The organism is Bradyrhizobium sp. 482_C4_N1_8 (assembly GCF_052075965.1).
Taxonomy (GTDB): Bacteria; Pseudomonadota; Alphaproteobacteria; order Rhizobiales; family Xanthobacteraceae; genus Bradyrhizobium; species Bradyrhizobium barranii.
The window spans coordinates 6,701,734-6,727,687 of the sequence record NZ_CP197231.1 but is presented as its reverse complement, the minus strand read 5'-3'; the positions used below and the strand labels follow the sequence as shown (position 1 = coordinate 6,727,687).

Annotated in this window: 20 protein-coding genes; 17 read left to right on the top strand and 3 right to left on the bottom strand. The window is 64.1% G+C overall.

The genetic code is table 11. The features are described 5' to 3' along the window. The first annotated feature begins 25 nt into the window (after positions 1-25). The 7 genes from AB7Z56_RS31965 (at position 26) to AB7Z56_RS31935 (ending at position 9,183) form a co-directional block, all read left to right on the top strand. The gene (locus tag AB7Z56_RS31965; RefSeq protein ID WP_063984651.1) at positions 26-1,549 is read left to right on the top strand and encodes an FAD-dependent oxidoreductase; all 1,524 of its coding nucleotides are present in this window, start codon (positions 26-28) and stop codon (positions 1,547-1,549) included. Between the two features lie 129 nt (positions 1,550-1,678). Next, positions 1,679-2,254, top strand: a complete 576-nt coding sequence (locus tag AB7Z56_RS31960; RefSeq protein ID WP_014496836.1) for an HdeD family acid-resistance protein — start codon at positions 1,679-1,681, stop codon at positions 2,252-2,254. 92 nt (positions 2,255-2,346) lie between these two features. Further along, positions 2,347-2,571 carry a hypothetical protein gene (locus AB7Z56_RS31955; RefSeq protein ID WP_014496835.1) on the top strand — a complete coding sequence of 75 codons (225 nt, stop codon included), beginning with the start codon at positions 2,347-2,349 and terminating at the stop codon, positions 2,569-2,571. Positions 2,572-2,684: 113 nt separating this feature from the next. Beyond that, positions 2,685-3,896, top strand: a complete 1,212-nt coding sequence (locus AB7Z56_RS31950; RefSeq protein WP_063984649.1) for an ABC transporter substrate-binding protein — start codon at positions 2,685-2,687, stop codon at positions 3,894-3,896. A gap of 233 nt (positions 3,897-4,129) precedes the next feature. After that, positions 4,130-5,344, top strand: a complete 1,215-nt coding sequence (locus AB7Z56_RS31945) for an acyl-CoA dehydrogenase family protein (protein ID WP_063984648.1) — start codon at positions 4,130-4,132, stop codon at positions 5,342-5,344. Positions 5,345-6,087: 743 nt separating this feature from the next. Next, positions 6,088-6,939: a phosphatase PAP2 family protein gene (locus AB7Z56_RS31940; RefSeq protein ID WP_187387768.1), complete on the top strand. Its 852-nt coding sequence runs from the start codon at positions 6,088-6,090 to the stop codon at positions 6,937-6,939. A gap of 810 nt (positions 6,940-7,749) precedes the next feature. Further along, entirely contained in the window at positions 7,750-9,183 is a 1,434-nt protein-coding gene (locus AB7Z56_RS31935) for a hypothetical protein (RefSeq protein WP_231144420.1), read from the top strand. Positions 9,184-9,411: 228 nt separating this feature from the next. On the opposite strand, the gene AB7Z56_RS31930 is transcribed toward AB7Z56_RS31935, so the two are convergent. Further along, entirely contained in the window at positions 9,412-11,151 is a 1,740-nt protein-coding gene (locus AB7Z56_RS31930) for a methyl-accepting chemotaxis protein (RefSeq protein WP_063984646.1), read from the bottom strand. 219 nt (positions 11,152-11,370) lie between these two features. Between AB7Z56_RS31930 and AB7Z56_RS31925 the strand changes: the two genes are divergently transcribed. The 4 genes from AB7Z56_RS31925 to AB7Z56_RS31910 all read left to right on the top strand — a co-directional run bounded on the left by AB7Z56_RS31925 (position 11,371) and on the right by AB7Z56_RS31910 (position 17,855). Next, positions 11,371-12,753, top strand: coding sequence for an ethanolamine ammonia-lyase subunit EutB (locus tag AB7Z56_RS31925; RefSeq protein WP_441256724.1), 1,383 nt, complete (start codon positions 11,371-11,373; stop codon positions 12,751-12,753). Positions 12,754-12,905: 152 nt separating this feature from the next. Continuing rightward, positions 12,906-14,492, top strand: a complete 1,587-nt coding sequence (locus tag AB7Z56_RS31920; protein WP_063984644.1) for a B12-binding domain-containing radical SAM protein — start codon at positions 12,906-12,908, stop codon at positions 14,490-14,492. 6 nt (positions 14,493-14,498) lie between these two features. Beyond that, positions 14,499-15,281: an ethanolamine ammonia-lyase subunit EutC gene (gene eutC, locus AB7Z56_RS31915; RefSeq protein WP_063984643.1), complete on the top strand. Its 783-nt coding sequence runs from the start codon at positions 14,499-14,501 to the stop codon at positions 15,279-15,281. Positions 15,282-15,488: 207 nt separating this feature from the next. After that, on the top strand, positions 15,489-17,855 hold the full coding sequence (locus AB7Z56_RS31910; RefSeq protein WP_063984642.1) for an efflux RND transporter permease subunit: 2,367 nt from the start codon (positions 15,489-15,491) through the stop codon (positions 17,853-17,855). 28 nt (positions 17,856-17,883) lie between these two features. Here the strand turns inward: AB7Z56_RS31910 and AB7Z56_RS31905 are convergent, their stop codons facing one another. Then, a complete protein-coding gene (locus tag AB7Z56_RS31905) occupies positions 17,884-18,600 on the bottom strand; it encodes a hypothetical protein (RefSeq protein WP_441256723.1) in 717 nt (238 codons plus the stop codon). Positions 18,601-18,779: 179 nt separating this feature from the next. Then, positions 18,780-19,277 carry a hypothetical protein gene (locus tag AB7Z56_RS31900; protein ID WP_063984640.1) on the bottom strand — a complete coding sequence of 166 codons (498 nt, stop codon included), beginning with the start codon at positions 19,275-19,277 and terminating at the stop codon, positions 18,780-18,782. Positions 19,278-19,729: 452 nt separating this feature from the next. On the opposite strand from AB7Z56_RS31900, the gene AB7Z56_RS31895 reads away from it, so the two are divergent. The 6 genes from AB7Z56_RS31895 to AB7Z56_RS31870 all read left to right on the top strand — a co-directional run bounded on the left by AB7Z56_RS31895 (position 19,730) and on the right by AB7Z56_RS31870 (position 25,888). Next, on the top strand, positions 19,730-19,963 hold the full coding sequence (locus AB7Z56_RS31895) for a hypothetical protein (RefSeq protein ID WP_063984639.1): 234 nt from the start codon (positions 19,730-19,732) through the stop codon (positions 19,961-19,963). A 191-nt stretch (positions 19,964-20,154) separates the two neighbouring features. Next, positions 20,155-21,039, top strand: a complete 885-nt coding sequence (gene hpnC / locus AB7Z56_RS31890; protein WP_063984638.1) for a squalene synthase HpnC — start codon at positions 20,155-20,157, stop codon at positions 21,037-21,039. Further along, positions 21,029-21,868 (top strand): presqualene diphosphate synthase HpnD, encoded by an 840-nt coding sequence (hpnD, locus tag AB7Z56_RS31885; protein ID WP_063984637.1) that lies wholly within the window; start codon positions 21,029-21,031, stop codon positions 21,866-21,868. Before hpnC ends, hpnD begins: the two co-directional genes overlap by 11 nt. Further along, complete coding sequence (gene hpnE, locus AB7Z56_RS31880; RefSeq protein WP_063984636.1) at positions 21,868-23,124, top strand: hydroxysqualene dehydroxylase HpnE; 1,257 nt, start codon at positions 21,868-21,870, stop codon at positions 23,122-23,124. The genes hpnD and hpnE overlap by 1 nt, the downstream gene beginning before the upstream one ends. Before the next feature lie 50 nt (positions 23,125-23,174). Continuing rightward, positions 23,175-25,142 (top strand): squalene--hopene cyclase, encoded by a 1,968-nt coding sequence (gene shc / locus AB7Z56_RS31875; protein ID WP_063984635.1) that lies wholly within the window; start codon positions 23,175-23,177, stop codon positions 25,140-25,142. Further along, positions 25,139-25,888 carry a phosphorylase gene (locus AB7Z56_RS31870; protein ID WP_063984634.1) on the top strand — a complete coding sequence of 250 codons (750 nt, stop codon included), beginning with the start codon at positions 25,139-25,141 and terminating at the stop codon, positions 25,886-25,888. Before shc ends, AB7Z56_RS31870 begins: the two co-directional genes overlap by 4 nt. The last annotated feature ends 66 nt before the right edge of the window (positions 25,889-25,954 follow it).

Sequence of the window (25,954 nt, the reverse complement as noted above, 5' to 3'; positions counted from 1 at the left end):
GGGCCGAGCTGAAGGAGACGACACCATGACCGAGCACAAGACGCCGAGCGGGCCGGACCTCACCAAGGGCGTGTTGCTGACCGCGTTCGAGGACGGCAAGCTGCTCGGCCATGTCGGCGAGGAAGACGTCTTGCTGGTGCAAGCCGGCAGCGAGGTCTTCGCGATCGAGCCGTCCTGCAGCCACTACCACGGCCCGCTCGCCGAAGGGCTGGTCGTCGGCGACACGATCCGCTGCCCCTGGCATCACGCCTGCTTCTCCTTGCGCACCGGCGAGGCCACCCGCCCGCCCGCGCTGAACGCGCTGGCGGTCTGGGAGGTCACGCGCGACCAGGACGGGATCTCGGTTCAGCGCAAGCGCGAGATGCCGCAGCCTGCAGCGTCACATCGCAGCGCGCCGACGGCGGAAAAATTCGTCATCGTCGGCGGCGGTGCGGCCGGCTTTGCGGCCGCCGAGACGCTTCGGCGCGAGGGCTTTGCCGGCGCCATCACCATGCTGAGCGATGACGGCGCGATGCCGGTCGACCGGCCGAACCTCTCCAAGGATTACCTCGCCGGCAGTGCACCCGAGGATTGGCTGCCGCTGCGGGGCGAGGACTATTATCAGGACGCGGGCATCGATCTCAGGCTCAACACCAATGTTGCAGCGATCGATCCGAAGGCGCGCACCATCACGCTCGGCAATGGCGACAAGCTGCCGTTCGACCGGCTGCTGCTCGCGACCGGCGCCGAGCCGGTCAAATTGCAGATTCCGGGCGCGGACCAGCCACACGTGCACACCTTGCGGACCGTTGCCGACAGCCGTGCCATCATCAAGGCGGCGGGCAGCGCGAAGCGCGCGCTGGTGATCGGCGCCAGCTTCATTGGCCTCGAAGTCGCGGCCTCCTTGCGGGCGCGCAAGCTGGAGGTGCATGTGGTTGCGCCCGAGGAGCGGCCGATGCAGCGTGTTCTCGGCCCCGAGATGGGCGATTTCGTCCGCGCGCTGCATGAAGAGAGCGGCGTCCACTTTCACCTCGAGGACACCGTGGAAAAGCTCGACGGCAAACGCGCCACACTGAAGAGCGGCAGCGTGATCGAGGCCGATCTGGTCGTGGTCGGGATCGGCGTCAGGCCGCGCCTTGTGCTCGCGGAGCAGGCGGGGCTCGCCATCGATCGCGGCGTCAGCGTGAACGAGTATCTCGAGACCAGCGCATCAGGTATCTTCGCGGCCGGCGATATCGCGCGCTGGCCCGATCCGCATTCGGGCCAGAACATCCGCGTCGAGCACTGGGTGGTGGCGGAGCGGCAGGGCCAGGCCGCGGCGCGCAACATGCTCGGCAGGCGCGAACGTTTCGACGCCGTGCCGTTCTTCTGGTCGCAGCACTACGACGTTCCGATCAACTATGTCGGCCATGCCGAGAGCTTCGACGACATCGCCATCGACGGCAGCATCGACGGCAGGGATTGCCTGCTGAAGTACAGCAAGGACGGCCGCGTGCTCGCGGTTGCTTCGATCTATCGCGATCTCGATAGTCTCAAGGCCGAGCTCGACATGGAGCGCTCGCGCGCGTGAGGCGGCCCCGTCCGCTCTTGACTTAAGTCAATGGGGGCTCCCGGGGGGCTGCTCTACTGGCTGTTGTCCCGGCGCGGCTCGTGCTATCCTGAGATGTGCCTTGGGACTTCGCATGCAGGAGTAGCCGTCATGACAAGTGCTTCGGATACGTCTCCAAACTTGGGTCTTGGGTCCGGCATTGCTGCGCTGCACGCCAAGTGGGGCTGGATCGTCGCCCTCGGCGTCGTCTATCTCATCACCGGCTTCATCGCGCTCGGCAGCATGATGATGGCGACGGTGGCGAGCGTGCTCGTGGTTGGTGTGATGATGATCATCGCCGGGGTCACCGAGGTGATCGGCGCGTTCCAGATGAAGAGCTGGGGCAAGTTCCTGATCTGGGCCTTGCTCGGCGTGCTCTATATCGTCGCGGGCTTCCTGACCTTCGAGAACCCGTTGTTCGCCGCGGTGCTGCTCACCTTGTTCCTCGGCGCGTCGCTGCTGGCCTCGGGCGCCGTCAGGCTGTTTCTCGCCTTCAGCATGAAAAGGGAAAGCCCGTGGGTGTGGGTAGCGCTGTCTGCGGTCATCACCCTGCTGCTCGGGCTCTTGATCCTGGCGCGCTGGCCGGTCAACAGCGTCTATATCCTCGGCCTGTTCCTCGGCATCGACCTGATCATGGCCGGCGCCGGCTGGGTCAGTCTGGGCTTTAGCCTGCGGCGGCGCCATTAAGGCTTGATCCGGAGAAGGACCGTGGTCGCCCAAGAGCGCGATGACGGTTCATCCAGATTTCATCGCGCGTCGGGCGACGCTGAGGGATTGTCATGCGCTGGTTTCATCTCGCCGTGATCGTGTTTTTCGCCGCAGCGACCATCGTCTTCGCCGTGCAGAATCTCGACACGGTCACGATCTCCTTCTTCAAGATGAATCTCAGTCTGCCGCTCGCGCTCCAAACCCTCGTTGTCTATCTCGTTGGAGCCGCGACCGGCGGCAGCCTGTTCGCCCTGCTGCGGCGTTCATACGCAGGTTCGAAACGAGACGTCGAATGAACCAGCAACTCGACGCAAGACCGTGTTGCGGAACTCCGCTGATCTGACGTGCTGGCAAAAAGCAGCACGCCGCGCGGTCGCCTCGCGTGGACGATCATCACCGGGGAGAAACCATGAGAGCCGCTTTGGTCCTGGCCGCAGCGCTGGCTGCCGCCTGCCTGTCCACGCCCGTCTCCGCGCAAAAGTCCTACGGTCCCGGCGTCAGTGACACCGAGATCAAGATCGGCAACACCATGCCCTATAGCGGCCCCGCATCGCCGCTGGGCATCACCGGCAGGGTGATCTCCGCCTATTTCGATGAGGTCAACGAGAAGGGCGGCGTCAACGGCCGCAAGCTCAATCTGTTGTCGCTCGACGACGCCTTCTCGCCGCCGAAGACCATGGAAGCCGCGCGACGCTTGGTCGAGGGCGACGGCGTCGCCTTCATCTTCGCGACCATGGGCACGGCGCCGAACTCGGCGATCGCAAAATACCTCAACAGCAACAAGGTGCCGCAGCTGTTCCTGATCAGCTCGGCCTCGAAGTGGAACGATCCCGCCAACATGCCGTGGTCGATGGCGCTGCCCTGGGCGCCGAACTACACCAGCGAGGCCGCGATCGACGTCGCTTACGCCCGCGCCAAGAACCCGAACGCGCGCTTTGCGGTGCTCTATCAGAACGACGACGCCGGCAAGGAATATTTTCGCGGTGTCAAGGAAGCGCTTGGTGCCGACGCCGACAAGGCACTCGCGATGGCCTCGAGCTTCGAGGTCACCGATCCCACCGTCGATTCCCAGGTGTTGACGCTGGCCAACACCAAGGCCGATGTCTTCATGATCTATTCGGTGACGCCGCGCGCCTGCGCGCAGGCGATCCGCAAGGCGCACGAGGTCGGCTGGCAACCGACGCGCTTCCTCGCCTCCGGCTGCGCCAACAAGGCGACCGTCATGGTCCCTGCGGGCCTCGATGCCGGCAAGGGCGTGCTGTCGCTCGGCTCGCTCAAGCCGTTTGTCGAGCAGCCGAAGGACGACCCGTCGATGACGGCCTATATCGACTTCATGAAGAAGCGCCTGCCCAATGCCGACATCAACAACGTCGCCGGCCTCTACGGCTACACCGTCGCCGAGGCGCTGGTCGTCCTGCTCAAGCAGTGCAAGGACAATCTGACGCGCGAGAACATCATGGCGCAGGCGGCGAACCTCAAGAACGTGCCGCTGTCGCTTCTGTTGCCCGGCATCACGCTCAACACCACACCGCAGGATTTCCGCCCCATCAAGGACGGCTACATGCTCCAGTTCGACGGCAACGACTGGATCGTGGCGAGCGAGCTGCTGCGCGGGACGTGAGGGGACTGCGCGAGCGGCCGCAGAGACAGTGCACCCTCTCCCCTTGTGGGAGAGGGTGGATCGCCGCGAAGCGGCGAGCCGGGTGAGGGGTATCTCTCCGCGAGTCCGGAATCGTAGGGTGGGCAAAGGCGCACTTGCGCCGTGCCCACCACCGATCCAACACTGCAACAGAAGCGGTGGGCACGCTTCGCTTTGCCCACCCTACAATACTTTCTGCTTGTGGAGAGAACCCCATGGACTTTCAACACTCCGCCCGTTCGCTGGAACTCCAGGAGCGTGTCCGCCAGTTCATGCGGACGCATGTCGAGCCGGTCGAGGAGCTCTATTACGAGCAGGTGAAGCCGGAAGCCGCGCGTTACAAGACGCCGCAGGTGCTGCAGGACTTGAAGCGGTTGGCGCGCGAGCAGGGGCTTTGGAACCTGTTCCTCTCCGGCGAGCACGGTCCAGGCCTGACCAATCTCGAATACGCCCCCGTGAAAGAGATCATGGGCCGCATCCTCTGGGCGCCGGAGGTCTTCAACTGCTCCGCGCCCGATGTCGGCAACATGGAGGTGCTGGCCAATTACGGCACGCCGGCGCAGCAGGAGCGCTGGCTGAAGCCGCTGCTGGAGGGGCGCATCCGCTCCGGCTTCTCGATGACGGAGCCGCAGGTCGCCTCCAGCGATGCCACCAACATCCAGTGCGAGATCAAGCGCGACGGCGGCGACTACGTCGTCAACGGCCGCAAATGGTTCACGTCAGGCGCGATGAATGAGGATTGCGAGATCCTGATCGTGATGGGCAAGACCGCGCCCGATGATCCCGATCGCCATCGCCAGCAATCCATGATCCTGATGCCGAAGGCGACGCCCGGCGTGCGCATCGTCCGCGACATGCTGACCTACGGCTACGATGACGCGCCGGTCGGCCATCCCGAAATCGTCTACGAGAATGTCCGTGTGCCGGCCGAGAACATCCTGCTCGGCGAGGGCCGCGGCTTCGAGATCGCGCAAGGCCGGCTCGGCCCCGGCCGCATCCACCACTGCATGCGCCTGATCGGCTGCGCCCAGCGCGCGCTCGAATTGATGTGCCGGCGATCCGTGTCGCGCACAGCCTTCGGCAAGCCGCTCGCAGACCAGGGCTCGGTGCGCGAGGACATCGCCAACTCCTTCTGCGAGATCGCGCAGGCGCGGCTCCTCACCTTGCAAGCTACCGACAAGATGGACCGCGAAGGCAACAAGTCAGCGCGCGACCTGATCGCCGCCGCCAAGATCGTGGTGCCCAGCATGGCCGCCCGCGTCATCGACCGCGCCATCCAGATCCACGGCGCCGCCGGCGTCTCGCAGGACACCTTCCTCGCCCGCGCCTATGTCTATGCCCGCTTCATCCGCATCGGCGACGGCCCCGACCAGGTGCATCTCGCTGCCGTCGGCAAGGAGTTGATCAAGCGCGGCGGCGTGATGGGGTAGGGGCGCTGCTCTCGGCCTCTCGGGTGTGAATCTGCAGGCTTCTGATCAGCAGCCCAGTCGTCGATCTTGCCCAGCGCGGTTTGGGAGCGAGGTACTCGATATCATCCACGTCCCAGTATTCGACACAATGAGCTACACGGCACAGCGATCTCCGCCGTCCTTTAGCGCGACCACTAGTTCCGCGTCCGGAAAATCAGCGACAGTACAGAGCAACGGATTCCGCGCAGTTCCTCCCGCCGCAATACCTTTTGCTTGCAGGGCCTCTAACGCAAATGGCGAGATGGGACCGACGTCTTCAGGCGAAAGTTTCTCGGCCGCGGCTCGCGAGAAGGAGAGCCAATCCAGACCTTCGAGCTTGGCTCGGTGGTGGAAAACCTCCTCGGCATAGCGGCTTCGGTAGCAATGGCCTGCGCAGAGATTTGGCGCCATTATGATTCTATCAAGACTCCACAACCTAAAGGAGTCAGTTAGAGTGTATCCAACTTGATAAACACGCGTTTGTTGTGATTCTATTAATGGTTGTGTATTCATTTGCACTCTCGTAATGCAGGGAGTGGCCGCAAATGGCGCAGGATTCTTGTGGGAAGTCGTCACATTCAAAGTAGAGAAGCACGACGCAAGACGAAATCGTTTCTCTGCGGCTGTTCCAGCTGAATTGGGCTCTCATCACCATGGTCTTGGGGAGCTTTTGTCTCGGCCTTTTGCTCACCGAATTCCGCATTGAGTGGTGCAGCTACCTCACTATGCTCGGAATCGCCGCGCTGTATGGTACCGTCGGCCATCTCAATGCGAGATCCGCGGCCGGAGACCCCAGGATCTACGCCACGCTCCTGATGCAGGCCCAATTCATTTCGATGATCGTGCTGATCACTTCGCTCGGTTACGTCGCAGCTTCTGCGAACCTGCCAATGCAGGAAGAAAATCTGCTCACGCTTGACCGCAGGCTGGGATTGGATTTCCGGGCCTATCTCGGTGTCGTAAACGACCAGCTTCAGTTACGCTGGGCGTTTGAGCAAACCTATAATTCCATTCAATGGCAGCTCGTCATCCTGATTCTAATCCTGCCGTTGTTCGGCCACCATCGGCGCGCGGCGGAGTTCGCGCTTGCCTTCGCCATAGCGCTGATCGTGACCACCATCATCTCTACGCTTGTGCCGGCGACTGGTGTCTATCACGCTCTTGGACTCGTGCCGAGCGACCATCCCAATGTCGAACCAGTTGTCTACTACGGGACTCTGAAAGAGCTTCCACTCGTGCGCGACGGCACTACCAGACTGCTCAACGCCTATCTCCTGGGGCCTATTCTGACGTTTCCGAGCTTCCATGCCATTTCCGCGGCACTTTACGCTTGGGTCTTTTGGCCGTTTCGTTGGCTGAGGGCCGTTGGTCTCTTGTGGAATGCCGTTATGGTCGCAGCGACTCCAATTGGTGGTGGCCATTTCTTTGCTGATGTTGCCGCCGGATTGATCATAGCCGTGGCGGCGACATACGCGGTGCGCCGTGTTGGAAAATATCTTACGAGCGATCGGCAGAAGCAACAAAAGACTCTGATGCCGCCAGATCCCCTAAACGCGCCGATTTTGAGAGTGCAATGAGACTTCGGCTACGTATCATTTTCGACGGTGGTTTTCGGTTGGTTGATGTCCGCTCTACCCACAAATCGGCGGAAGCTGGATGAGCAGTTCTTGCGCCGCGCATCCTTTGGCGGCTGGCGCAATGCTGCGCCAGAATAGCTCGCAGCTGACTCGAGACGAGCGAACGAAACTCGATGACATCGCACATTTCGAGCAGCGGCTGCTGTTGGCGGACCTGCGAGAGGGCGCCCCGATGTGATTCTCGTGGATGCCTATCTGCTGAGTGCGGCCCGTTTCGATGGGTTGGCTTGGGACACCAATTCGGACCCCGAACTCTGGGTGGAATTGAGTCATTATCGTGAAGTTGAGGACTCCCGGCGGCCGCGTTCAAATTTTGGTTGCTCAATCCAATTCGGAACGCCAGTTCGTTTCATTCGATCTGCGCTGTTGATGGCATAGACTTCCGATCAGCAGCCGAATCGGTTCGTCGATCTTGCCCAGCGCGGTTTGGGGATCGAGGTACTCAATATCATCGACGAGCTGCGCCGGCGAAGCGTTCCTCGATCATGGGGCGATGCTCGGCGTCCTTCAGCACGACGCGTAGCGACTTCGGTAGCAATTGCCAGTGCGGAGCACTCGATTGCCGGCGGGGCGGGTAGCGCCGCTCAGCTGCGACTTCTCGTAGCACAATAGTAACGACTGCCGGTTGAGAATGGCCCATCACGCCATGGCAGGTTCACGCGGGTGAAAGAGAATAGATCGCCTCCTTCCAGGGAGAGCGCCCTGGCCCTGCTAGGAACCGACTTCGGCACGCATCAGCGGCAGTTTGTCGTGATCGCGATCCTGCTGACGGCCCTGCTCGTCCAAATACCTGTCGTTCTCAACGCGGATGTGGGCTGGCTTCTGACCGTCAACGAAAAAATCCTGGACGGCCGAAAGTTTGGGGTCGACCTCTTCGAGTCCAATCCGCCTCTGTCGGTCTACATGTACATGCCGGCGGCGATGCTCGGGCGAATGACCGGCATTGCACCCGAGTTCATCGTGATCGTCCTGGTGATCGCCGAGATATCAGGCGCGCTTTTTGTGATCGATCGCGCGGCTGCGGCCGCGAAGCTGGGCGCTCGGGAGAGGAGTCTTTCAACCTGGTCGTTTGCGTTTCTGCTCGCAATTCTTCCGGGCACCATCTTCGGACAGCGTGAACACATCGCTGTCATCGCGCTGACCCCTTTTGTCGCCATCACCGCGCTGCGCTGGCGCGGGCTCGATCCCGGACGGGTCGCGATCCTCGCTGGCGTAGGGGCGGGGCTGGCCATGAGCATCAAGCCGTTCTTTGCCCTGGTGGCCGGCCTCCCGATCATTCTGAGCGCCCTCCGCCAGCGGTCCTTCAGGCCCTTGTTCACCCCTGAAGCATGGACGGCCGCGATTGTCGTAATCAGCTACGGGGCGGTGGTTGTTGCCGTCTTCCCCGCTTATCTCTCCACCTATGCCCCGATGGTCGCCGAAGCCTATTTGCCGATCAGACGGGAGCTAAGTGCCCTGCTTCCTATTCCGATCGCCGTGATCGGCGCTTCTCTTGGGTTCTTGCGTCTGAGCGGTCCTCAAAACCTCAAGATGGGGAGCGCCGCAATCCCTTGGCTTGCCGCATCGGTCGGCGGCGCCGCGAGTTTCCTGCTTCAAGGCAAGGGATGGCCATACACGGCCTTCGCGCTCTGTCTGTTTGCGATTACCGCACCGTTGCTGCAGGTTGGCACCAAGACGTTGCGGGCGCCTGTTGTGATCGGCGGCCTTGCGACCGTCGTCGCCATCGGGCTCTATTTGTCATCACCAGCCCCGGGATTTCCGCCGCTGCAGGCGCGCGTCCAGGCATATGTGAAGCACCCGCGGCTGCTGACGATTACCGATCACATCGGCCTCGGGCATCCGCTCGTCCGCCAGATCGACGGAGTTTGGGTGGGCAGCTCTTGTGCGCAGCTGCTGGCCGCCGGCGCGATGCTGCGCGAGAACAGCTCGCAACCAAGCGAAGGTGAGCGAGCAAGATTGGACAGCATCATCGAGTTCGAGCGGCAGCAATTGCTGGCGGACGTGCGAAACGGGCGCCCCAACGTCATTCTCGTTGATACCTCTCTGCTGAGCTCGTTCCCGTTCGATTGGCTGGCCTGGGCCAATTCGGATCCCGAGCTCCGGATGGAGTTAAGCCGCTATCGTGAAGTCGAGGATGTCGGCCGCGTTCGAATATTCGTCGATCAATCGAATTCAGAACGCTGATCCCTGCGTTCGATGGCAGGCTGCCAATGCCGGAGCGGGGACTGGCGTGCCATCGCGATGATGACATCATGCCGGTGTTTTGCCCGACGAGTCAAATAGGATTCGTAAAATCCGCAAGGCGTCGAGTGGGGCGGTCAAGCCATTGATATCGTTATCCCCGGCTACTGTGCATAGGGTTGTTTTCGCGTTTTTTGTGAGAGCGTGAGCCCGCCGCGGGTGTGCGCGCTCTTACCCCGCCTTGGCGACGCGGCTGTCCGCGGAGCCCGATCGCAGGTTCTGGAAAAACGTCTCCACCTCCCGCGACAGCGTGTCCGCCGTCTCCGTGAGGCTGCTCGCCGCCGTCAGCACGGAGGCTGCCGCCGTGTCGGTCTCGCCGATGGCGTCGCGCAGCGAGGTGATGTTGGCGACCAGGGTCTCGTTGCCCTGCGCGGCCGATTGGGCGTTGGACGAGATCTCGCGCGTGGCGGTGTCCTGCTGGCCGATGGCGCCGGCGATTGCCGAGGTGACGTCGCTGATCTCGCGCACGGCGCCGCCGATCTCGCGCACGGCATCGACCGCGTTGCGGGTGGACGCCTGGATCATCGAGACGTTCTCGCCGATCTCGGCGGTCGCCTTGGCGGTCTGACCCGCCAGCGCCTTCACTTCGTGCGCGACGACGGCAAAGCCGCGGCCGGCGTCACCGGCGCGCGCGGCTTCGATGGTGGCGTTGAGCGCGAGCAGATTGGTCTGCTCGGCGATCGCCTGGATCAGGTTGAGCACGCCGTCGATGCGCTGGGTGGCGGCCGCGAGGCTTTCGATCTCGGAGATCGACTTCTCGGTGCGCTGACCGGTCTGCTCGACCGCGCCTGCGGACTGCCGGACCTGGCGGCCGATCTCCACCACCGACGCGGACAGCTCCTCGGCTGCGCCTGCCACCGCCGTGACGTTGTGCGAGGCCTGCTCGGTGGCGTTCGCCGCGGTGCCGGCGCGGCTGCTGGCATCCGCCGTGACGCGGGTGATGGTCTGTGCCGTCTCGCGCATGACGGAGGCGTTGTCGCTGAGGCCGCGCATGATCGCGCCGATCGCCTCGCCAAACGCCTCGACGGATTGCTCGATGTGGCGGGCGCGCTGCTCGCGCGCGGCGGAGTCCTGCGAGACCTGCGAGGCGAGATTGCGGTTGCGGCCCATCGCGTCCTGGAAGATCTGGATGGCGCGTGCCAGCGCGCCGATCTCGTCGGCGCGGTCAGAGTGCGGCACCACGACATTCTCGGCGCCGTCCGCGACCTGCTCGATGGTCGCGGTGATGGCGGAGAGGGGACGGGCTATCGAGCGGGCGATGATGACGATGCCGATCACGACGAGGGCCAGCGCCACGCCGCCGAGGCAGGTCAGCACGAAGGAGAGGGTGCGATTGGTCTCGGTCTCGTGCGCGATCTGCCTGGCGCGCTCGGCATAGACCTTGGACAGCGCCTCGAGATCCTTGTTCAGCGCCGAGCGCACGGCGCGATTGGCGTCGTTGTCGCCCCATTCGCGGCCCGCGGCCGCATTGATCTCGACGCCGCGGCGCACCAGCTCCTTGCGGAACTCGACGAACTGCTCGATGCGCCTCTTGAACGTGGCAAACTGCTCGGCATCGTCGGCTTTGACGATGGTCTCCCAGCGCTTCACGACATCGAGGATCTGGGCGTTGAACTTGAGCAGGCCTTCGCCGTATTTCTTCACGACGGCCGGTTCGGTCGACATGTAGACGCCGCGCGATTCCATCACGACCGCGTAGACCAGCGAGTTGACCCGCTCGACATTGAGTGCTGCGGCGTTCGCCGTCTCGATCGCGCTCGTCAACTCGGCGCTGCGGCGGCTGTTGTAGTCGGACAGCATCGCGATCGCCGCCGTGAGCAGCGCGAACAGCGCGAAGATCGCGTAGAGCTTGATCGCAAGCGTGAAACGGCCTGCCACCCCCGTGGCATTCCCAGAACGGTCGGTTGTCATGCTTTTCAGAGGCCCCAATGGCCGGCAGTGGCCGGAGAGCGCGGTCGTATAAAATTGATGCAAAACTATGCAGAATGAAGATGGACGCCGTCTTAACGCCGTGGCCCGGCCCCTTCGTCCTTAGTCAAAAGAAAGGTAAGATATTTCAGTGTCTTGATCTGGGTATAGTTTGGGATCGCGCTGATGTCGGCCACTGGCCGATGAACCCCGGAGGGGCCTTTGGTCTACCGCCACACCATCGACGCCACGACCTACACATTTCCGGACCTGCGCGACCTGCTCGCCAAGGCGACGCCGCCGCGCTCCGGCGACCGGCTGGCCGGGATTGCCGCCGCAAGCGCCGCGCAGATGATCGCGGCGCGGATGGCGCTCGCCGACGTCCCGCTCGGCCAGTTCTTGCAGGAAGCGGTCATCCCGTACGAAGCCGACGAGGTCACCCGCCTCGTCATCGACAGCCACGATGCCAGGGCATTCGCGCCGGTGGCTTCGCTGACGGTCGGCGCCTTTCGCGACTGGCTGCTGTCGGATGCGGCGACATCCGAGGTTTTGCGCAGGCTGGCGGACGGCATCACCCCGGAAATGGCGGCCGCGGTCTCAAAGCTGATGCGCAACCAGGATTTGATCCTGGCGGCGCGGAAATGCGAGGTCACCACCGCCTTTCGCAACACCATTGGCCTGAAGGGGCGGATGAGCACGCGGCTGCAGCCCAACCATCCCTTCGACGACGCCAGGGGCATCACCGCCTCGATCCTCGACGGCATCCTGTTAGGGGCCGGCGATGCCTGCATCGGCATCAATCCGGCCAGCGACGATCCCGCGGTCATCGGGCAATTGCTGCGGCTGCTGGACGAGATCATCGCGCGGCTGAAGATCCCGACGCAAGCCTGCGTGCTGACCCATGTCACGACGACGCTGTCGCTGATCGGGCAGGGCGTGCCGGTCGATCTCGTCTTCCAGTCGGTCGCCGGCACCGAGGCCGCCAACCGCAGCTTTGGCGTCGACCTCGCGCTCCTGAAGGAGGCGCAGCAGGCCGGCCTGTCGCAGAAGCGCGGCACGGTCGGCGAGAACGTGATGTATTTCGAGACCGGCCAGGGCTCGGCGCTGTCGGCGGGCGCCCATCACGGCGTCGACCAGCAGACCTGCGAGGCGCGGGCCTATGCGGTCGCCCGCGCCTTTGCGCCGTTGCTGGTCAACAGCGTGGTCGGCTTCATCGGCCCGGAATATCTCTACGACGGCAAGGAAATCATCCGTGCCGGGCTGGAGGATCATTTTTGCGGCAAGCTGCTCGGCCTGCCGCTCGGGATCGACATCTGCTACACCAACCATGCCGAGGCGGACCAGGACGACATGGACAATCTGCTGACGCTGCTGGCGGCCGCCGGCGTCACCTTCATCATGGGTGTCCCCGGGGCCGACGACGTCATGCTGAACTACCAGTCGACGTCTTTTCACGACGCGCTCTATGTCCGCGACGTCTTCGGCCTGCGCCGCGCGCCGGAATTCGACGACTGGTTGGTGCAGTCGGGGATCGCGGGCGCCGATTTCCGTCTTGCCGGCGACGCAGGCCTGCTGCCCGATTTTGCCTCACGGCTGATCGCGTGACGCGGCGGGAGCGTCCGGCGGCTTGAGGAAACCATTGGTCCCTCTCGGAATTATGGTCCTGCCACAATATTGAGAAATTCCGGCGACAGCATTACGCTATGTGTCTGGCTGGCAATTTCCGCAGCTATGTCGACCGTGGCGGGGGAGCTTTGATGCGAGCTGAAAGTAACGGTACGGCCCGGCGGATTCTGTGCGTGTTTCCGCGGTACACTTCGTCGTTCGGGACGTTCGAGCATTCCTATCCATTGACCGACGGCGTCTGTGCCTTCATGCCCCCGCAGGGGCTTTTGCTGCTCGCGGCCTATCTGCCCGAGGAGTGGGAGGTCAAGTTCGTCGACGAGAATCTCCGTCGCGCGACCAACGAAGAGTTCGCCTGGGCGGAGGCGGTCTTCGTCAGCGGCATGCACATCCAGCGCCAGCAGATGAACGACATCTGCCGCCGCGCCCATGAGTTCGATCTGCCGGTCGCGCTCGGCGGTCCCTCCGTCAGCGCCTGCCCGGACTATTATCCGTCCTTCGACTATCTTCATGTCGGCGAACTCGGCGACGCCACCAATCGGCTGATCGAGATTTTGGCGCGCGACGCGTCGCGTCCCGGGGAGCAGGTGGTGCTCACCACCAAGGACCGCGTGCCGATGACGGAGTTTCCGATCCCGGCCTACGAACTTGCCGACGTGAAGAAATACTTTCTCGGCAGCATCCAGTATTCCAGCGGCTGTCCCTATCAGTGCGAGTTCTGCGACATCCCCGGCCTCTACGGCCGCAATCCGCGCCTCAAGTCGCCCGAGCAGATCATCGCCGAGCTCGACCGCCTGCGCGAATGCGGGATGACCGACACGGTCTATTTCGTCGACGACAATTTCATCGGCAACCGCAAGGCGGCGATGGACCTGCTGCCGCATCTGATCGAATGGCAGAAGCGGACCGGCTATGTGGTGCGGCTCGCCTGCGAGGCGACGCTCAACATCGCCAAGCGGCCCGAGATCCTCGAGAAGATGCGCGAGGCCTATTTCATCACCATCTTCTGCGGCATCGAGACGCCCGATCCCGACGCCCTGAAGGCGATGCACAAGGACCACAACATGATGGTCCCGATCCTCGAGGGCGTGCAAACGATCAACTCCTACGGCATGGAGGTCGTGTCCGGCATCATCATGGGGCTCGACACCGACAAGCCGAACACGTCGGAGGCGCTGCTGGCCTTCGTCGAGGAGTCCCGGATTCCGCTGCTCACGATCAACCTGCTCCAGGCGCTGCCGAAGACGCCGCTGTGGGACCGTCTGGAGCGCGAGGGACGCCTGATCGAGGATGACGGCCGCGATTCCAACGTCGACTTCCTGTTGCCCTATGACGAGGTCGTCGCATCCTGGAAGCACGCCATGGGCGTCGCCTACGAGCCCGAGAGGGTCTACGCGCGCTTCCAGTATCAATGCGACAACGTCTATGTGCACCGCCTGAAGATGCCGACGCCGGACGAGATGAAGACCTGGCCCAACATCCGGCGTGGGCTCGTGATGCTGCGCAACATCTTCTGGAAGGTCGGTGTGCTCGGCGACTACAGGCGCGTGTTCTGGAAGTTTGCGCTCGGGCGCATCAAGCGCGGCGACCTCGAGGGACTGATCGGCTGCACCTTGATCGCGCACCATCTCATCACCTTTGCGCGCGCGGCCTCCAGCGGCAGGCAAAACGCCTCGAACTATTCGATCCGCCTGCGCGAGGCCTCCGTTCCCGCCGAATGACGCGACATGTCTGATCCGGCCGTCCCGCGCCGCCCGACCCTCGATCTGCGGTCGCTGACGCCTGCGCGCGTCGCGCTCGGCCGCAGCGGCGCGAGCGTGCCCACAAGGGCCTTGCTCGATTTCACGCTGGATCATGCCCGCGCCCGCGATGCCGTGCATGCAGTGTTTGACACGCCGCGTCTGGTCGCAGATCTCCGCGCGCTTGGCCTTATCGTCACCGAGGCGCGGAGCCAGGCGGTCGACCGCAGGGATTATTTGCGGCGGCCGGATTTGGGACGACAGCTCGATGCCGGCTCGGTCGAATTGTTGGCACGACATGCCTCGGAGCTGTGCCAGCTCGCGGTCGTGATCGGCGACGGCCTGTCGGCGGCGGCGGTCCACGCCCATGCGGTGGCGTTGGTGTCTCACCTGCTGCCGCTGCTCGCGGAAGGCGACGACGTCGCGATTGGACATGTCGTTGTCGCCTCAGGCGCGCGCGTCGCGCTCGGCGACGAGATCGGCGCCATTCTCGGTGCGCGCATGGTGGTGACGCTGATCGGCGAGCGGCCGGGCCTGTCCGCGCCCGACAGCCTCGGCGCCTATCTGACCTTCGCACCGAAGCCGGGCCGCACCGATGCCGAGCGCAATTGCGTCTCGAACGTCCACAAGGCCGGGTTGAGCCATGACGAGGCCGCCTTCAAAATCGCTTGGCTTGTTCGCGAGGGGCTGGCGCGGGAGGCCACCGGCGTGGCGCTGAAAGACGAGAGCGGCGATCCTCCCGCTCGAATCGGGACGATCCGGCCGGAATGACCGGTATCAAGGGTCGAAATCGCCGCATGTTGATCCAATTTGTGCGCTTGCGCGCGCTTGCGAGAGGGCGTTTGGACCTGCTAAACCCCTCGCGGCGATTTTCCGCGCATTTTCAAAGGGCAAGCCTCCCATCTGTATGGCATTTTCAAGCCGTTCGCGGGACGCAATAAGCTCACAGACCCGAGCCGATTAGGAACTGGACAAGGCATGCTCGAAAAGCACCGCGAGAATGAGGTTCATGTCGACAAGGTCGAGCAGGGACCGACGTCCTCGATCGCCTTCGGGCTCGAGCGCATCGGGCTGATCGCCGTCCGGGCGCCGATCGTCTCCTGCATCGTTCTGCTCGCCCTGATCGTCGGTGCCGTGTTCGGCATTCACCGGATCAAGATCGACGATTCGCTGTCCCAGCTGTTCCGGTCCAACACGCCGGAATTCCGCCAGTATGAAGCGGTGACAAAGAAGTTCCCGGCCGAGGAATTCGACGTCCTCGTCGTGGTCGAGGGCAAGACCCTCCTGGCGCGGAATAACCTCGAGAAGCTGCGCGACTTCGTCACCGACATGCAGCTGGTCGAAGGCACGCGTGGCCTGGTCTCGCTGTTCTCGGCGCGGCAGGCGCCGGCGCCGGGCAGGCTGCCGGCGGCGCTGTTCCCGCCCGAACTGCCCGAGGGCGCGGCCTATGACAAGTTCGTCGAGACCGTCAAGAACAACGAGATCATCCGCGGCAAGCTGTTGTCGGACGACGGCACGCTGGCGCTGATCGTGCTGTCGCTCGATCCGGAGGTGGTCGCCTCCAACAAGCTGACCAAGACCGTCGGCGACATCCGTGCGCTGATGAAGGAAGACCTCGGCAATACCGGCCTCAACGTGCAGCTCTCCGGCGTGCCGGTGATGCAGCTCGAGATCCGCAACGCGGTCGAGCGTGACGGGCTGACCTACAACATCCTCGGCATCCTCGCCGGCTGCGTTATCGCCATCATCTTCTTCCGCAAGATCTCGTTCATGGTCGCGGCGGCGTTCCCGCCGATGATTGCGATCCTGCTGGCGCTCGGTGCGCTCGGCTGGGCCAATTTCAATCTCAACATGTTCCTGAACGTGATGACGCCGCTCATCATGGTCATCAGCTTCTCCGACTCGATGCAGCTCACCTTCGCCGCGCGCGACCGGCTGATCGCGGGCCAGGACAAGTTCACCGCGTTCAAGAACGCGGTGCTGGTGGTGGGCCCGGCCTGCGTGCTGACGCACGGCACCGCCGGCATTTCCTTCATCGCGCTCCAGTTCTCCGACTCCGACCTGATCCGCAAGTTCGGCGAGGCGGGCCTCGCCGCCACCATCATCGCGCTGGTCGCGGTGTTGTCGCTGGTGCCGGTGTTCGGCGTGCTGTTGGTGCGCAACGAGAAAGTCTTTGCTTCCAAGTTCCAGAGCGCGGATGCCGGCGTGCAGGCGCTGCGCAATTTCTGCTACTGGATCGCGGTCCGCATGGTGGGTCGTCCCGGCCTGTTCAGCCTGATTGCGGTGTTGTTCGTCGCGGGCCTCGGCGTCATCTACGCCAATCTGGAGCCGCGCTACCGGCTCGCCGACCAGGTGCCGGACAAGCGCCAGGCCGTCGCCGCCAGCGACCGGCTCGATGCCAAGCTCACCGGTGCCAATCCGGTCAACGTGCTGGTCCAGTTCCCCAAGGGTGAGACGCTCTACTCGCCGGAGACGCTCCAGACCATCGCGGACGTGCATGCGACCGTCGAGAAAGCCGCCGGTGTCGGCAACGTCTGGTCGCTCGAGACCCTGCGTCGCTGGCTCGCGGACAAGGCCGGCAGCGCCGACGTCGCGACGCTGAAGGAATATGTCAACGTCATCCCCGAGCATCTGGTCCGGCGCTTCATCGACGCCGAGCAGGACGCCGTCGTGGTCGCAGGCCGCGTGCCGGACAAGGATTCCAGCCAGCTGCTACCGATCGTCGACAAGCTCGATTCCGAACTTGACGCCGTCCGCAAGAAGCATCCCGGCTACGAGATCGCGGTAACGGGTCTTGCCGCGATTGCCGCGCGCAACTCGGCCGGCATGATCGAGAAGCTCAACCGCGGGCTCACTGTCGAATTCGCGCTCGTCGCGATCTTCATCGGCCTTGCCTTCCGCTCCTGGGTCGTGATGTTCGCCTGTATCCTGCCGGGCATCTTCCCGGTGGTGATGTCGGGAACGGTGCTGTGGGCGATGGGCGAGGGGCTGCAATTTGCCAGTGTCGTGGCGCTGACCGTTTCGTTCGGCCTGGGCTTGAGCGCGACGATCCACTTCCTCAATCGCCTCAGGCTGGAGAGCAAGCCGGGCGTCGGTTCGGCGCTCGCGGTGGAGCGCGCGACGGTGCTGGTCGGCCCGGCGTTGATCCTGACCACGCTGGTGCTGGCCTGCGGTCTCGTCGTCACCGTGTTCTCCGACCTGCCGTCGCTGCGGCTGTTCGGCTGGCTCAGCGCCTTCTCGATGGTGATGGCCCTCGTCGCCGACCTCTTCATCCTGCGGCCGACGGCGATGTGGCTGATCAACCTGCACGCCAAGCTTCAGGGCCCCGACAAGCCGGCGATCTGAGCGGGCGGCGGCATACGCCGCCCCTTGCTCACGCCTCGACCCGGACGATCCCGTACGGATTGAACTTGAAATCGTCCTCGGCGTAGTCCTGCTCCCGCGAGAGCGTAAGCTTGCGATCGCGTAGCGTCGCTTCGATGCCGCGCTCGGCCATGGCGTTGGCAAGCTCCTCCATGAGCAGCACCGCCGACCATTCGTTGCCGCGCGATTTCGCGACATAGATCTCCGGCAAGCCGACGAGGTGATAGCCGACGGTCTCGTAATAGCGATCGCCGCCGAGCGGACGCTTGGCGAAAGCAAGACGACACGCCTTGGCGACGGCGAGGGTCATGCCAAGGTCCTGACTGGTCTTTGCGCCCTTGCGTGCCTGATCGCCGAGACTGCGCCACCGCTCGAGGCCGTGGGCAACGCCGGCGCTTTCGCCCTTCACGGCGGTGGCGCCGGCTTCGATCATCTCCTCGACGATGCGCAAGGCCGCCGCCGAAAAGGCGACTGCTTTCTGCTGCTCTAGCGGCGGGCTCAGCAAATAAAGCACCGCTTTGTGGTTGACCACGGCCGCTTCGTCCGCGGCAGACCAGGCTTTCGGGAAGACGCGGTCCCAGCACACGCCGAACGACCACTCCATGTGCGGATCGGGCTTGGCCTGCGAATAGGTGCGGTCGATCTCGAAGTTGAAATCCGCGATTGTCTTGGCCACCGCCTTCGGCGGGTGCAGCAGGCTCTCGTCCTTGCCGAGGAAGCAGAGCACGTGACGCGGTTTTACCGACGAGTACCCTGCTGGTCATTGGCGAAGGCGCGGCTGGTTACGAAGAGCCCGGCGGCCTTGAGCAGATGTCTGCGAATTGGGTCCATGTCCGTAACAATGTCAGCAAAAAGCCCCCGGCTCGCGAGAACCGGGGGCGTGTTCCTCTCGAAGCGGGAAGGGTGTCAGCCCTTCGTCATCGTGATGTTGACGCCGCGGATCTCGCCCTTCGAGCTGATCTGCACCGTCTGCTTGGTGCCGTTGGTGCGCAGCGACAGGTTGGCGGCGAAGCCGTTGGCCTCGACGAACACCTCGATCTGGCCTCCGCCGGCGGTGCCCTGGAGATTGCCGAAGATGTTGCGGTTGGTCTCGCTCCAGTTGCCGGAGATTCGCTCGCCCTGGCTCGTCACGTCGCTGGTGAGGTCGAACTTGTAGCTGTCGGACGCGCAGTGAAGGGCCTGCTTGAGGCTGAGACCGGTGCCGGCGACCTTGTAGTCGGCCTTGCAGCGGATGCGCTCGGTGCTACCATCGGACAGCGACACCGTGCCGGTGCCGCTCCACGCACCGTCGAAACCTGCAAACGGTCCGGACGACTGAGCATGGCTTGCCGAGACTGAGAAGAGCAGCGCAGCCCCGATGCCGGCCGCCTTGATTGCCTGTCCAGATCGCCCAATGAATTGCATTTTGAATATCCCGTTTTCGAGCGACGTTCGCTTAGGATGAACGTCTCGCCACATCGAAAGTTTAGTGTTCCGAGCCTGTGTCTGGTTCAAAGCCTGACAGCCAGGGACGGCGGTTCACGACGCCGTCGCGCCAGGTCAGGCTGCGCGATTCTCTCTGTTTCGCTGTGTTTCTCGCGGGAAAAGCAGGGCGGAGAGATGCAGCTCTGCAACAGGTACGCATCAAAACGCAGTGTGCCAGAATTATGACGTAGTATCAATCTGTTACATCTGCCAATGAAGAGCGAGGGAAGACCCGATTTGGTGGCTGTGGCGCCAATTTGGCCGCATTTGCCAGTGCTTGTGCCTTCTCCGAGGCCGCACGTTCCGCGGCGACTTGCCATCAGAACAATCCGTTCCGGTCGTTCGCCCTGTCCGGGATCGGTGCGGTTCTGCCGTCAGAATGAAGGAATACAATGCGTAAGCTTCTCGTCGCTCTCACCCTACTGTTGGCATCCCTTTCGACGGCGGCATTCGCCCAGGCAGGACGTGGCACAGACGCGGAACAGAAGGCCTGCACGCGCGATGTGCAGAAGTTCTGCCGTCCGGTCATCGACCAGGGCGATTTCACCATCCTGGCCTGCCTCAAGGAGAACCGGGCCAAGATCTCGCAGGCCTGCGACCAGGTCCTGAAGACCCACAACCAGTAAGCTCGGCCACTGGCCCACAAGGGCGGCCCGGGGGCCGCCTTTTCGGGCCGGATCCGGAAGGGCAGCCATCGAGAGACAGGATTGGTTTTGCGGCCGTATTCCCCTATATGGGGGCCGCGGCGGCATCGCCGGCATAAGCCCGCGCGAGCGAAAAAGCCCTTCCTGTCCAAACGATTGTAAACCAGCCCTCGATGACCTCTGCGAGCGAATTGCGATCCGGCAAGGGTGACCGCGACGAGAATTTTCCCGTCGCGTCCTGGATCATTCATCCGCGCCATCGCGCGCTGATCCTGGCGTACTACAATTTCGTCCGCACCGCCGACGACATCGCGGATCACGCGACGCTGCCTCCCGACCAGAAACTCGCTTATCTCGACCTGCTCGAGGCGGAACTGCTCGGCGAGGGCGACACCCAGGCCGAAGCCGTCATTCTGCGGCGGGCGCTGGCCGAGCGAGGCATGGCGCCGCGCCACGCGCTCGACGTGCTCATCGCGTTCCGCATGGACGTCACCAAGCTGCGCTACGAGAACTGGGACGAGGTCATCCACTATTGCCGCTACTCGGCGATGCCGGTCGGCCGTTTCATGCTCGACGTCCACGGCGAGAGCACGTCGACATGGGCGGCCTCGGACGCGCTCTGTGCGGCGCTCCAGATCAACAACCACCTCCAGGATTGCGGCAAGGATTTTCGCGAGCTCAATCGTGTCTATCTGCCGCGCGACGCGCTGGCCGCGAGTGGCGCCTCGGTCGAGCAGTTGGGGCTGACGCAGTCGCCGCCGGCGATGCTGGCCTGCCTTCAGGCGCTCGCCGTGCGTAACGCAGCCCTGCTCGACGAGGGCAGATCGCTGAGCGCGGAGATCCGGGATTTCCGCCTCGGCGTCGATGTTGCGGTGATCCAGGCCTATGCCGATCGTATCGTGCGTCTGTTGAAGGTGCGCGATCCCCTGCGCGAGCGCGTGCATCTGAACAAGTTCGAGCTTCTCACTTTCAGCCTCGCCGGCATGATCGGCGAAGTCGGCCGCCGCGCGATCGGACGCAAGGCCATTTCCAGACCGGGGACTGCACATGACGCTTGAGGCGACCTCGCCCAGCGCCAATTACGGCTCGACCGCATCGAACAGCTCCTTCTACGCTGCGATGCGCATCCTGCCGCATGACCAGCGCGAAGCGATGTTCCAGATCTACAGCTTCTGCCGACAGGTCGACGACATCGCCGACTCCGACGGCCCGCGCGACGAGCGGCTCGCCGCGCTTCAGGAGTGGCGCAACGACATCGACGCGCTCTATCAGGGCCATCCGCCGCCGCGGCTGAAGGACTACGTCGCCTCGGTGAAGACCTTCGGCCTCAAGCGCGAGGATTTCCTTGCGATCGTCGACGGCATGGAGATGGACGTGCCGCAGGACATCCGTGCGCCCGACATGGCGACGCTCGATCTCTACTGCGATCGCGTCGCCAGCGCCGTGGGGCGGCTGTCGGTACGGGTGTTCGGCCTGCCCGAGGAAGACGGCATCCAGCTCGCCTACCATCTCGGCCGCGCGCTCCAGCTCACCAACATCCTGCGCGACATCGACGAGGACGCTGGCCTCGGCCGGCTCTATCTGCCGCGCGAGGCGCTGCTGCATGCCGGCATCACCTCCAACGACCCGAACCGCGTGATCACCGAGCGCGCGCTGCCGAAGGTCTGCCAGTCGCTGACGCAGCGTGCGAAGGCGCATTTCGAGAAGTCTGACGAGATCATGAACCGCAACAAGCGCCGCGCCGTGCGCGCGCCGCGGATCATGTCGAAGTATTATCATTCCATCTTGGATCTCCTGATCGCGCGCGGCTTCAACGCGCCGCGCGAGCCGGTGCGTGTGTCGAAGGTCACGCGCATCCTGATCCTGCTCCGTTACGCTTTCATCTGATGCAAAAGACAGCTCATATCATCGGTGCTGGAATTTCCGGCCTCTCCGCCGCCGTGCGGCTCGCCAATGCGGGCTTCAAGGTCGCCGTCCACGAGGCGACGCACCAGGCCGGCGGCCGCTGCCGCTCCTATTTCGACGGCGCCACCAATCTCACCATCGACAACGGCAATCATCTGCTGCTGTCGGGCAACAGCCATGCGCGCGCCTATGCCCGCTCGATCGGCACCGAGGCGGGCCTCGTCGGCCCCGAACGCGCGCAGTTTCCGTTCGTCGACATCAAGACCGGGCAGCGCTGGCAGATCGATCTCGGCGATGGCCGGCTGCCGACCTGGGTGCTCGACGAGAGCCGCCGCGTTCCCGACACCGGGCTCAGCGATTATCTCAAGCTGGCGCCGCTGATCTGGGCGTCGGAGGAGACGCTGGTCGGCAAGTCCATTCCCTGCGAAGGCATCCTCTATCAGCGCTTGGTGCAGCCGCTGCTGCTTGCGGCGCTCAACGTCGATCCGCCAGAGGGCTCGGCCGGGCTTGCCGGCGCGATCGTGCGCGAGACGCTGCTTGCTGGCGGACAGGCGTGCCGGCCGCTGATTGCGCGCGACGGCTTGAGCGCCGTGCTGATCGAGCCTGCCGTGAAGTTCTTGCAGGAGCGCGGCCACACCGTTCAGCTCGGCCATGAGCTGCGTTCGTTTACGACCGGTGACGGCAAGGCTAGCGCGCTGAATTTCGGCGGCGAGGATGTGATCCAGCTCGGTGAGGGCGATGTCGTCGTGATGGCAGTGCCGCCGCGCGCCGCCGCGAGCCTGCTGCCCAGGCTGAAGACGCCGACCGAATTCCGCGCCATCGTGAACGCGCATTTCCGCTTTGAACCGCCGCCCGGTTCGGCGCCGATCCTCGGCGTGATCGGCGGCGTCGTGGAATGGCTGTTCGCGTTCCCGAACCGGCTGTCCGTGACCATCAGCAATGGCGACCGCCTGGTCGACATGCCGCGCGAGGAACTCGCGCAGGCGATCTGGAACGACGTCTGCAAGGCGGGCGGGGTGTCCGGCGAGCTGCCCCCCTGGCAGATCGTGCGCGAGCGCCGTGCCACATTTGCGGCGACGCCGGCCCAGAATGCCCTGCGTCCGGGGCCGGCCACTGCGCTGAAAAACCTGTTTCTTGCCGGCGACTGGACTGCTACGGGATTGCCTGCAACCATCGAGGGATCGGTGCGGTCCGGTGATCGCGCCGCCGATCTGGTTTTGGCCGCAAAGCGGCCCTGACGGGCAAAGTCCCGGTCAATTTCAATCGACTATCGGAGCAATCGAGCGACATGGATGCCGTGAACGCGACCAGCCGCGAAGCCTTGGAATCGGGCGTCCTGGAATCGAGCATTGCGTCGGCGACGCAAGGCGTTCTCGGCTTCCAGCAATCCGACGGCCATTGGGTGTTCGAGCTCGAGGCCGACTGCACGATTCCGGCCGAATACATCCTGCTGCGCCATTATCTCGCAGAGCCCGTGGACGCCGTGCTCGAGGCCAAGATCGGCAATTATCTCCGCCGCGTTCAGGGCGCCCATGGTGGCTGGCCGCTCGTGCATGACGGCGAGTTCGACATGAGTGCGAGCGTGAAGTCCTACTTCGCGCTCAAGATGATCGGCGATTCCGTCGACGCCCCGCACATGGTGCGTGCGCGCGAGGCGATCCATGCCCGCGGCGGCGCGATCAACAGCAACGTCTTCACGCGCTTCCTGCTTGCGATGTTCGGCGTGGTGACCTGGCGCGCGGTGCCGGTGCTGCCGATCGAGATCGTGCTGCTGCCGTTCTGGTCGCCGTTCCACATCAACAAGATTTCCTACTGGGCCCGCACCACCATGGTGCCGCTGATGGTTCTTGCCGCGCTGAAGCCGCTGGCGAAGAATCCCAAGGGCGTCGGGATCGACGAGCTGTTTCTCCAGGATCCGCGCTCGATCGGCATGACCGCGAAGGCGCCGCACCAGAGCATGGCCTGGTTCGTGCTGTTCCGCGCGCTCGACGGCATTCTGCGCGTGATCGAGCCGATGTTTCCGAAGAGCCTGCGCCAGCGCGCGATCGATGCGGCGCTCGCCTTCACCGAGGAACGCCTCAACGGCGAGGACGGCATGGGCGCGATCTATCCGCCCATGGCCAACATCGTCATGATGTATGACGCGCTCGGCAAGGACGAGAATTATCCGCCGCGCGCGGTCACGCGCCGGGGCATCGACAAGCTGCTCGTGTTCAACGGCGACGAGGCCTATTGCCAGCCCTGCGTCTCGCCGGTGTGGGACACGACGCTGACCGCCCACGCGCTGCTGGAAGCCGGCGGTGACATAGCCCTGCCTGCGGCCAAGCAGGGCCTCGACTGGCTGATCCCGAAGCAGGAGCTCGAGGTGAAGGGCGACTGGGCGGTGAAGCGGCCCGAGGTACGCCCGGGCGGCTGGGCCTTCCAGTACAACAATGCCTATTATCCCGATCTCGACGACACCGCGGTGGTGGTGATGTCGATGGACCGCATGCGACGCGAGCACGGTGCGACCGGCTATGACGCCGCGATCGACCGCGGCCGGGAGTGGATCGAGGGCATGCAGAGCGACGACGGCGGCTGGGCCGCCTTCGACGTCAACAACCTCGAATACTATCTGAACAACATCCCGTTCTCGGATCATGGCGCGCTGCTCGATCCGCCGACCGAGGACGTCACCGCGCGCTGCATCTCCATGCTGGCCCAGCTCGGCGAGACCGAGAAGTCCAGCAAGCATGTGGCCGACGGGGTCGCCTACCTCAGGAAGACCCAGCACCCGGAGGGGTCCTGGTATGGCCGCTGGGGCATGAACTTCATCTACGGAACCTGGTCGGTGCTCTGTGCCCTCAACATGGCCGGCGTCCGCCATAACGACCCGATGATTCGGAAAGCCGCCGACTGGCTGGCCTCGATCCAGAACAAGGACGGCGGCTGGGGCGAGGCCGCCGTCAGCTACCGTCTCGACTACAAGGGCTGGGAGGCGTCTCCCTCGACCGCCTCGCAAACGGCATGGGCCTTGCTTGCCCTGATGGCTGCTGGCGAGGTTGATCACCCGGCCGTCGCCCGCGGGGTGGAGTACCTGATTGCAACACAGAACAAAAAAGGACTGTGGGACGAAGAGCGGTACACCGCCACAGGCTTTCCTCGTGTATTCTATCTGCGTTATCACGGTTACCCGAAGTTCTTCCCGCTGTGGGCGTTGGCGCGGTATCGGAACTTGCGGAACACCAACAGCAGGGTGGTAGGGGTCGGGATGTGACTTTGGGGACGGGGGACTATCTGACCGTGGGTAATGCCATCGACCCGCGGCCGATATTGATCGTGACTGGACTGGTTCAGGAGGCCCGTATCGCGGCTGGGCCCGGAATGGCGGTCATTTGCTCGTCGAGCAGCCCGACCCAGTTGCGGGCGCTTCTGACGGTGGTGGATCCCGAGACGATTCGCGGCGTGATCTCGTTCGGCGTGGCCGGCGGGCTCGACCCGACGCTGCGCTCCGGCGACGTCGTGCTGGCGACCGAGGTGCTCTCCGGCGATACCCGCTGGGCCGCGGGCCTGTCGCTCGGCGACGACCTGATCGACCGTCTGACGTCCGGGCGCCGCCGCGTCGTGCGCGGCAGCCTTGCCGGCGCCGAGGAGGTGGTCACGAAGCGGTCCTGCAAGGCGGCGCTGCATTCGGAAACCGGCGCCTCTGCCGTCGACATGGAGAGCCACATCGCGGCCGCCTACGCCGCCGAGGCGGGGCTACCCTTTGCCGCGGTCCGCGTCATCAGCGATCCCGCCCATCGCGCGCTGCCGGCGCTCGCCCGCGCCGCCATCAAGCCGAACGGCCAGATTGATCTCGCCGCCGTGCTCCGTGGCATCGTGCGCAATCCGACCACGCTGCATGCGCTGGTCTCGACCGGCATCGACTTCAACCGCGCGCTGCGTAGCTTGCGCGGCTGCCGCGACTATTTGATCGGCACCGAGCTCGTCGACAGCGAGGCCCTGGTCTCCAAGGCGGCCTGAGCTCTTGATGCGATAAAGCAAAAGGCCCGGTCGCCATTGGCGACCGGGCCTTTTGCGTTTTGGTGC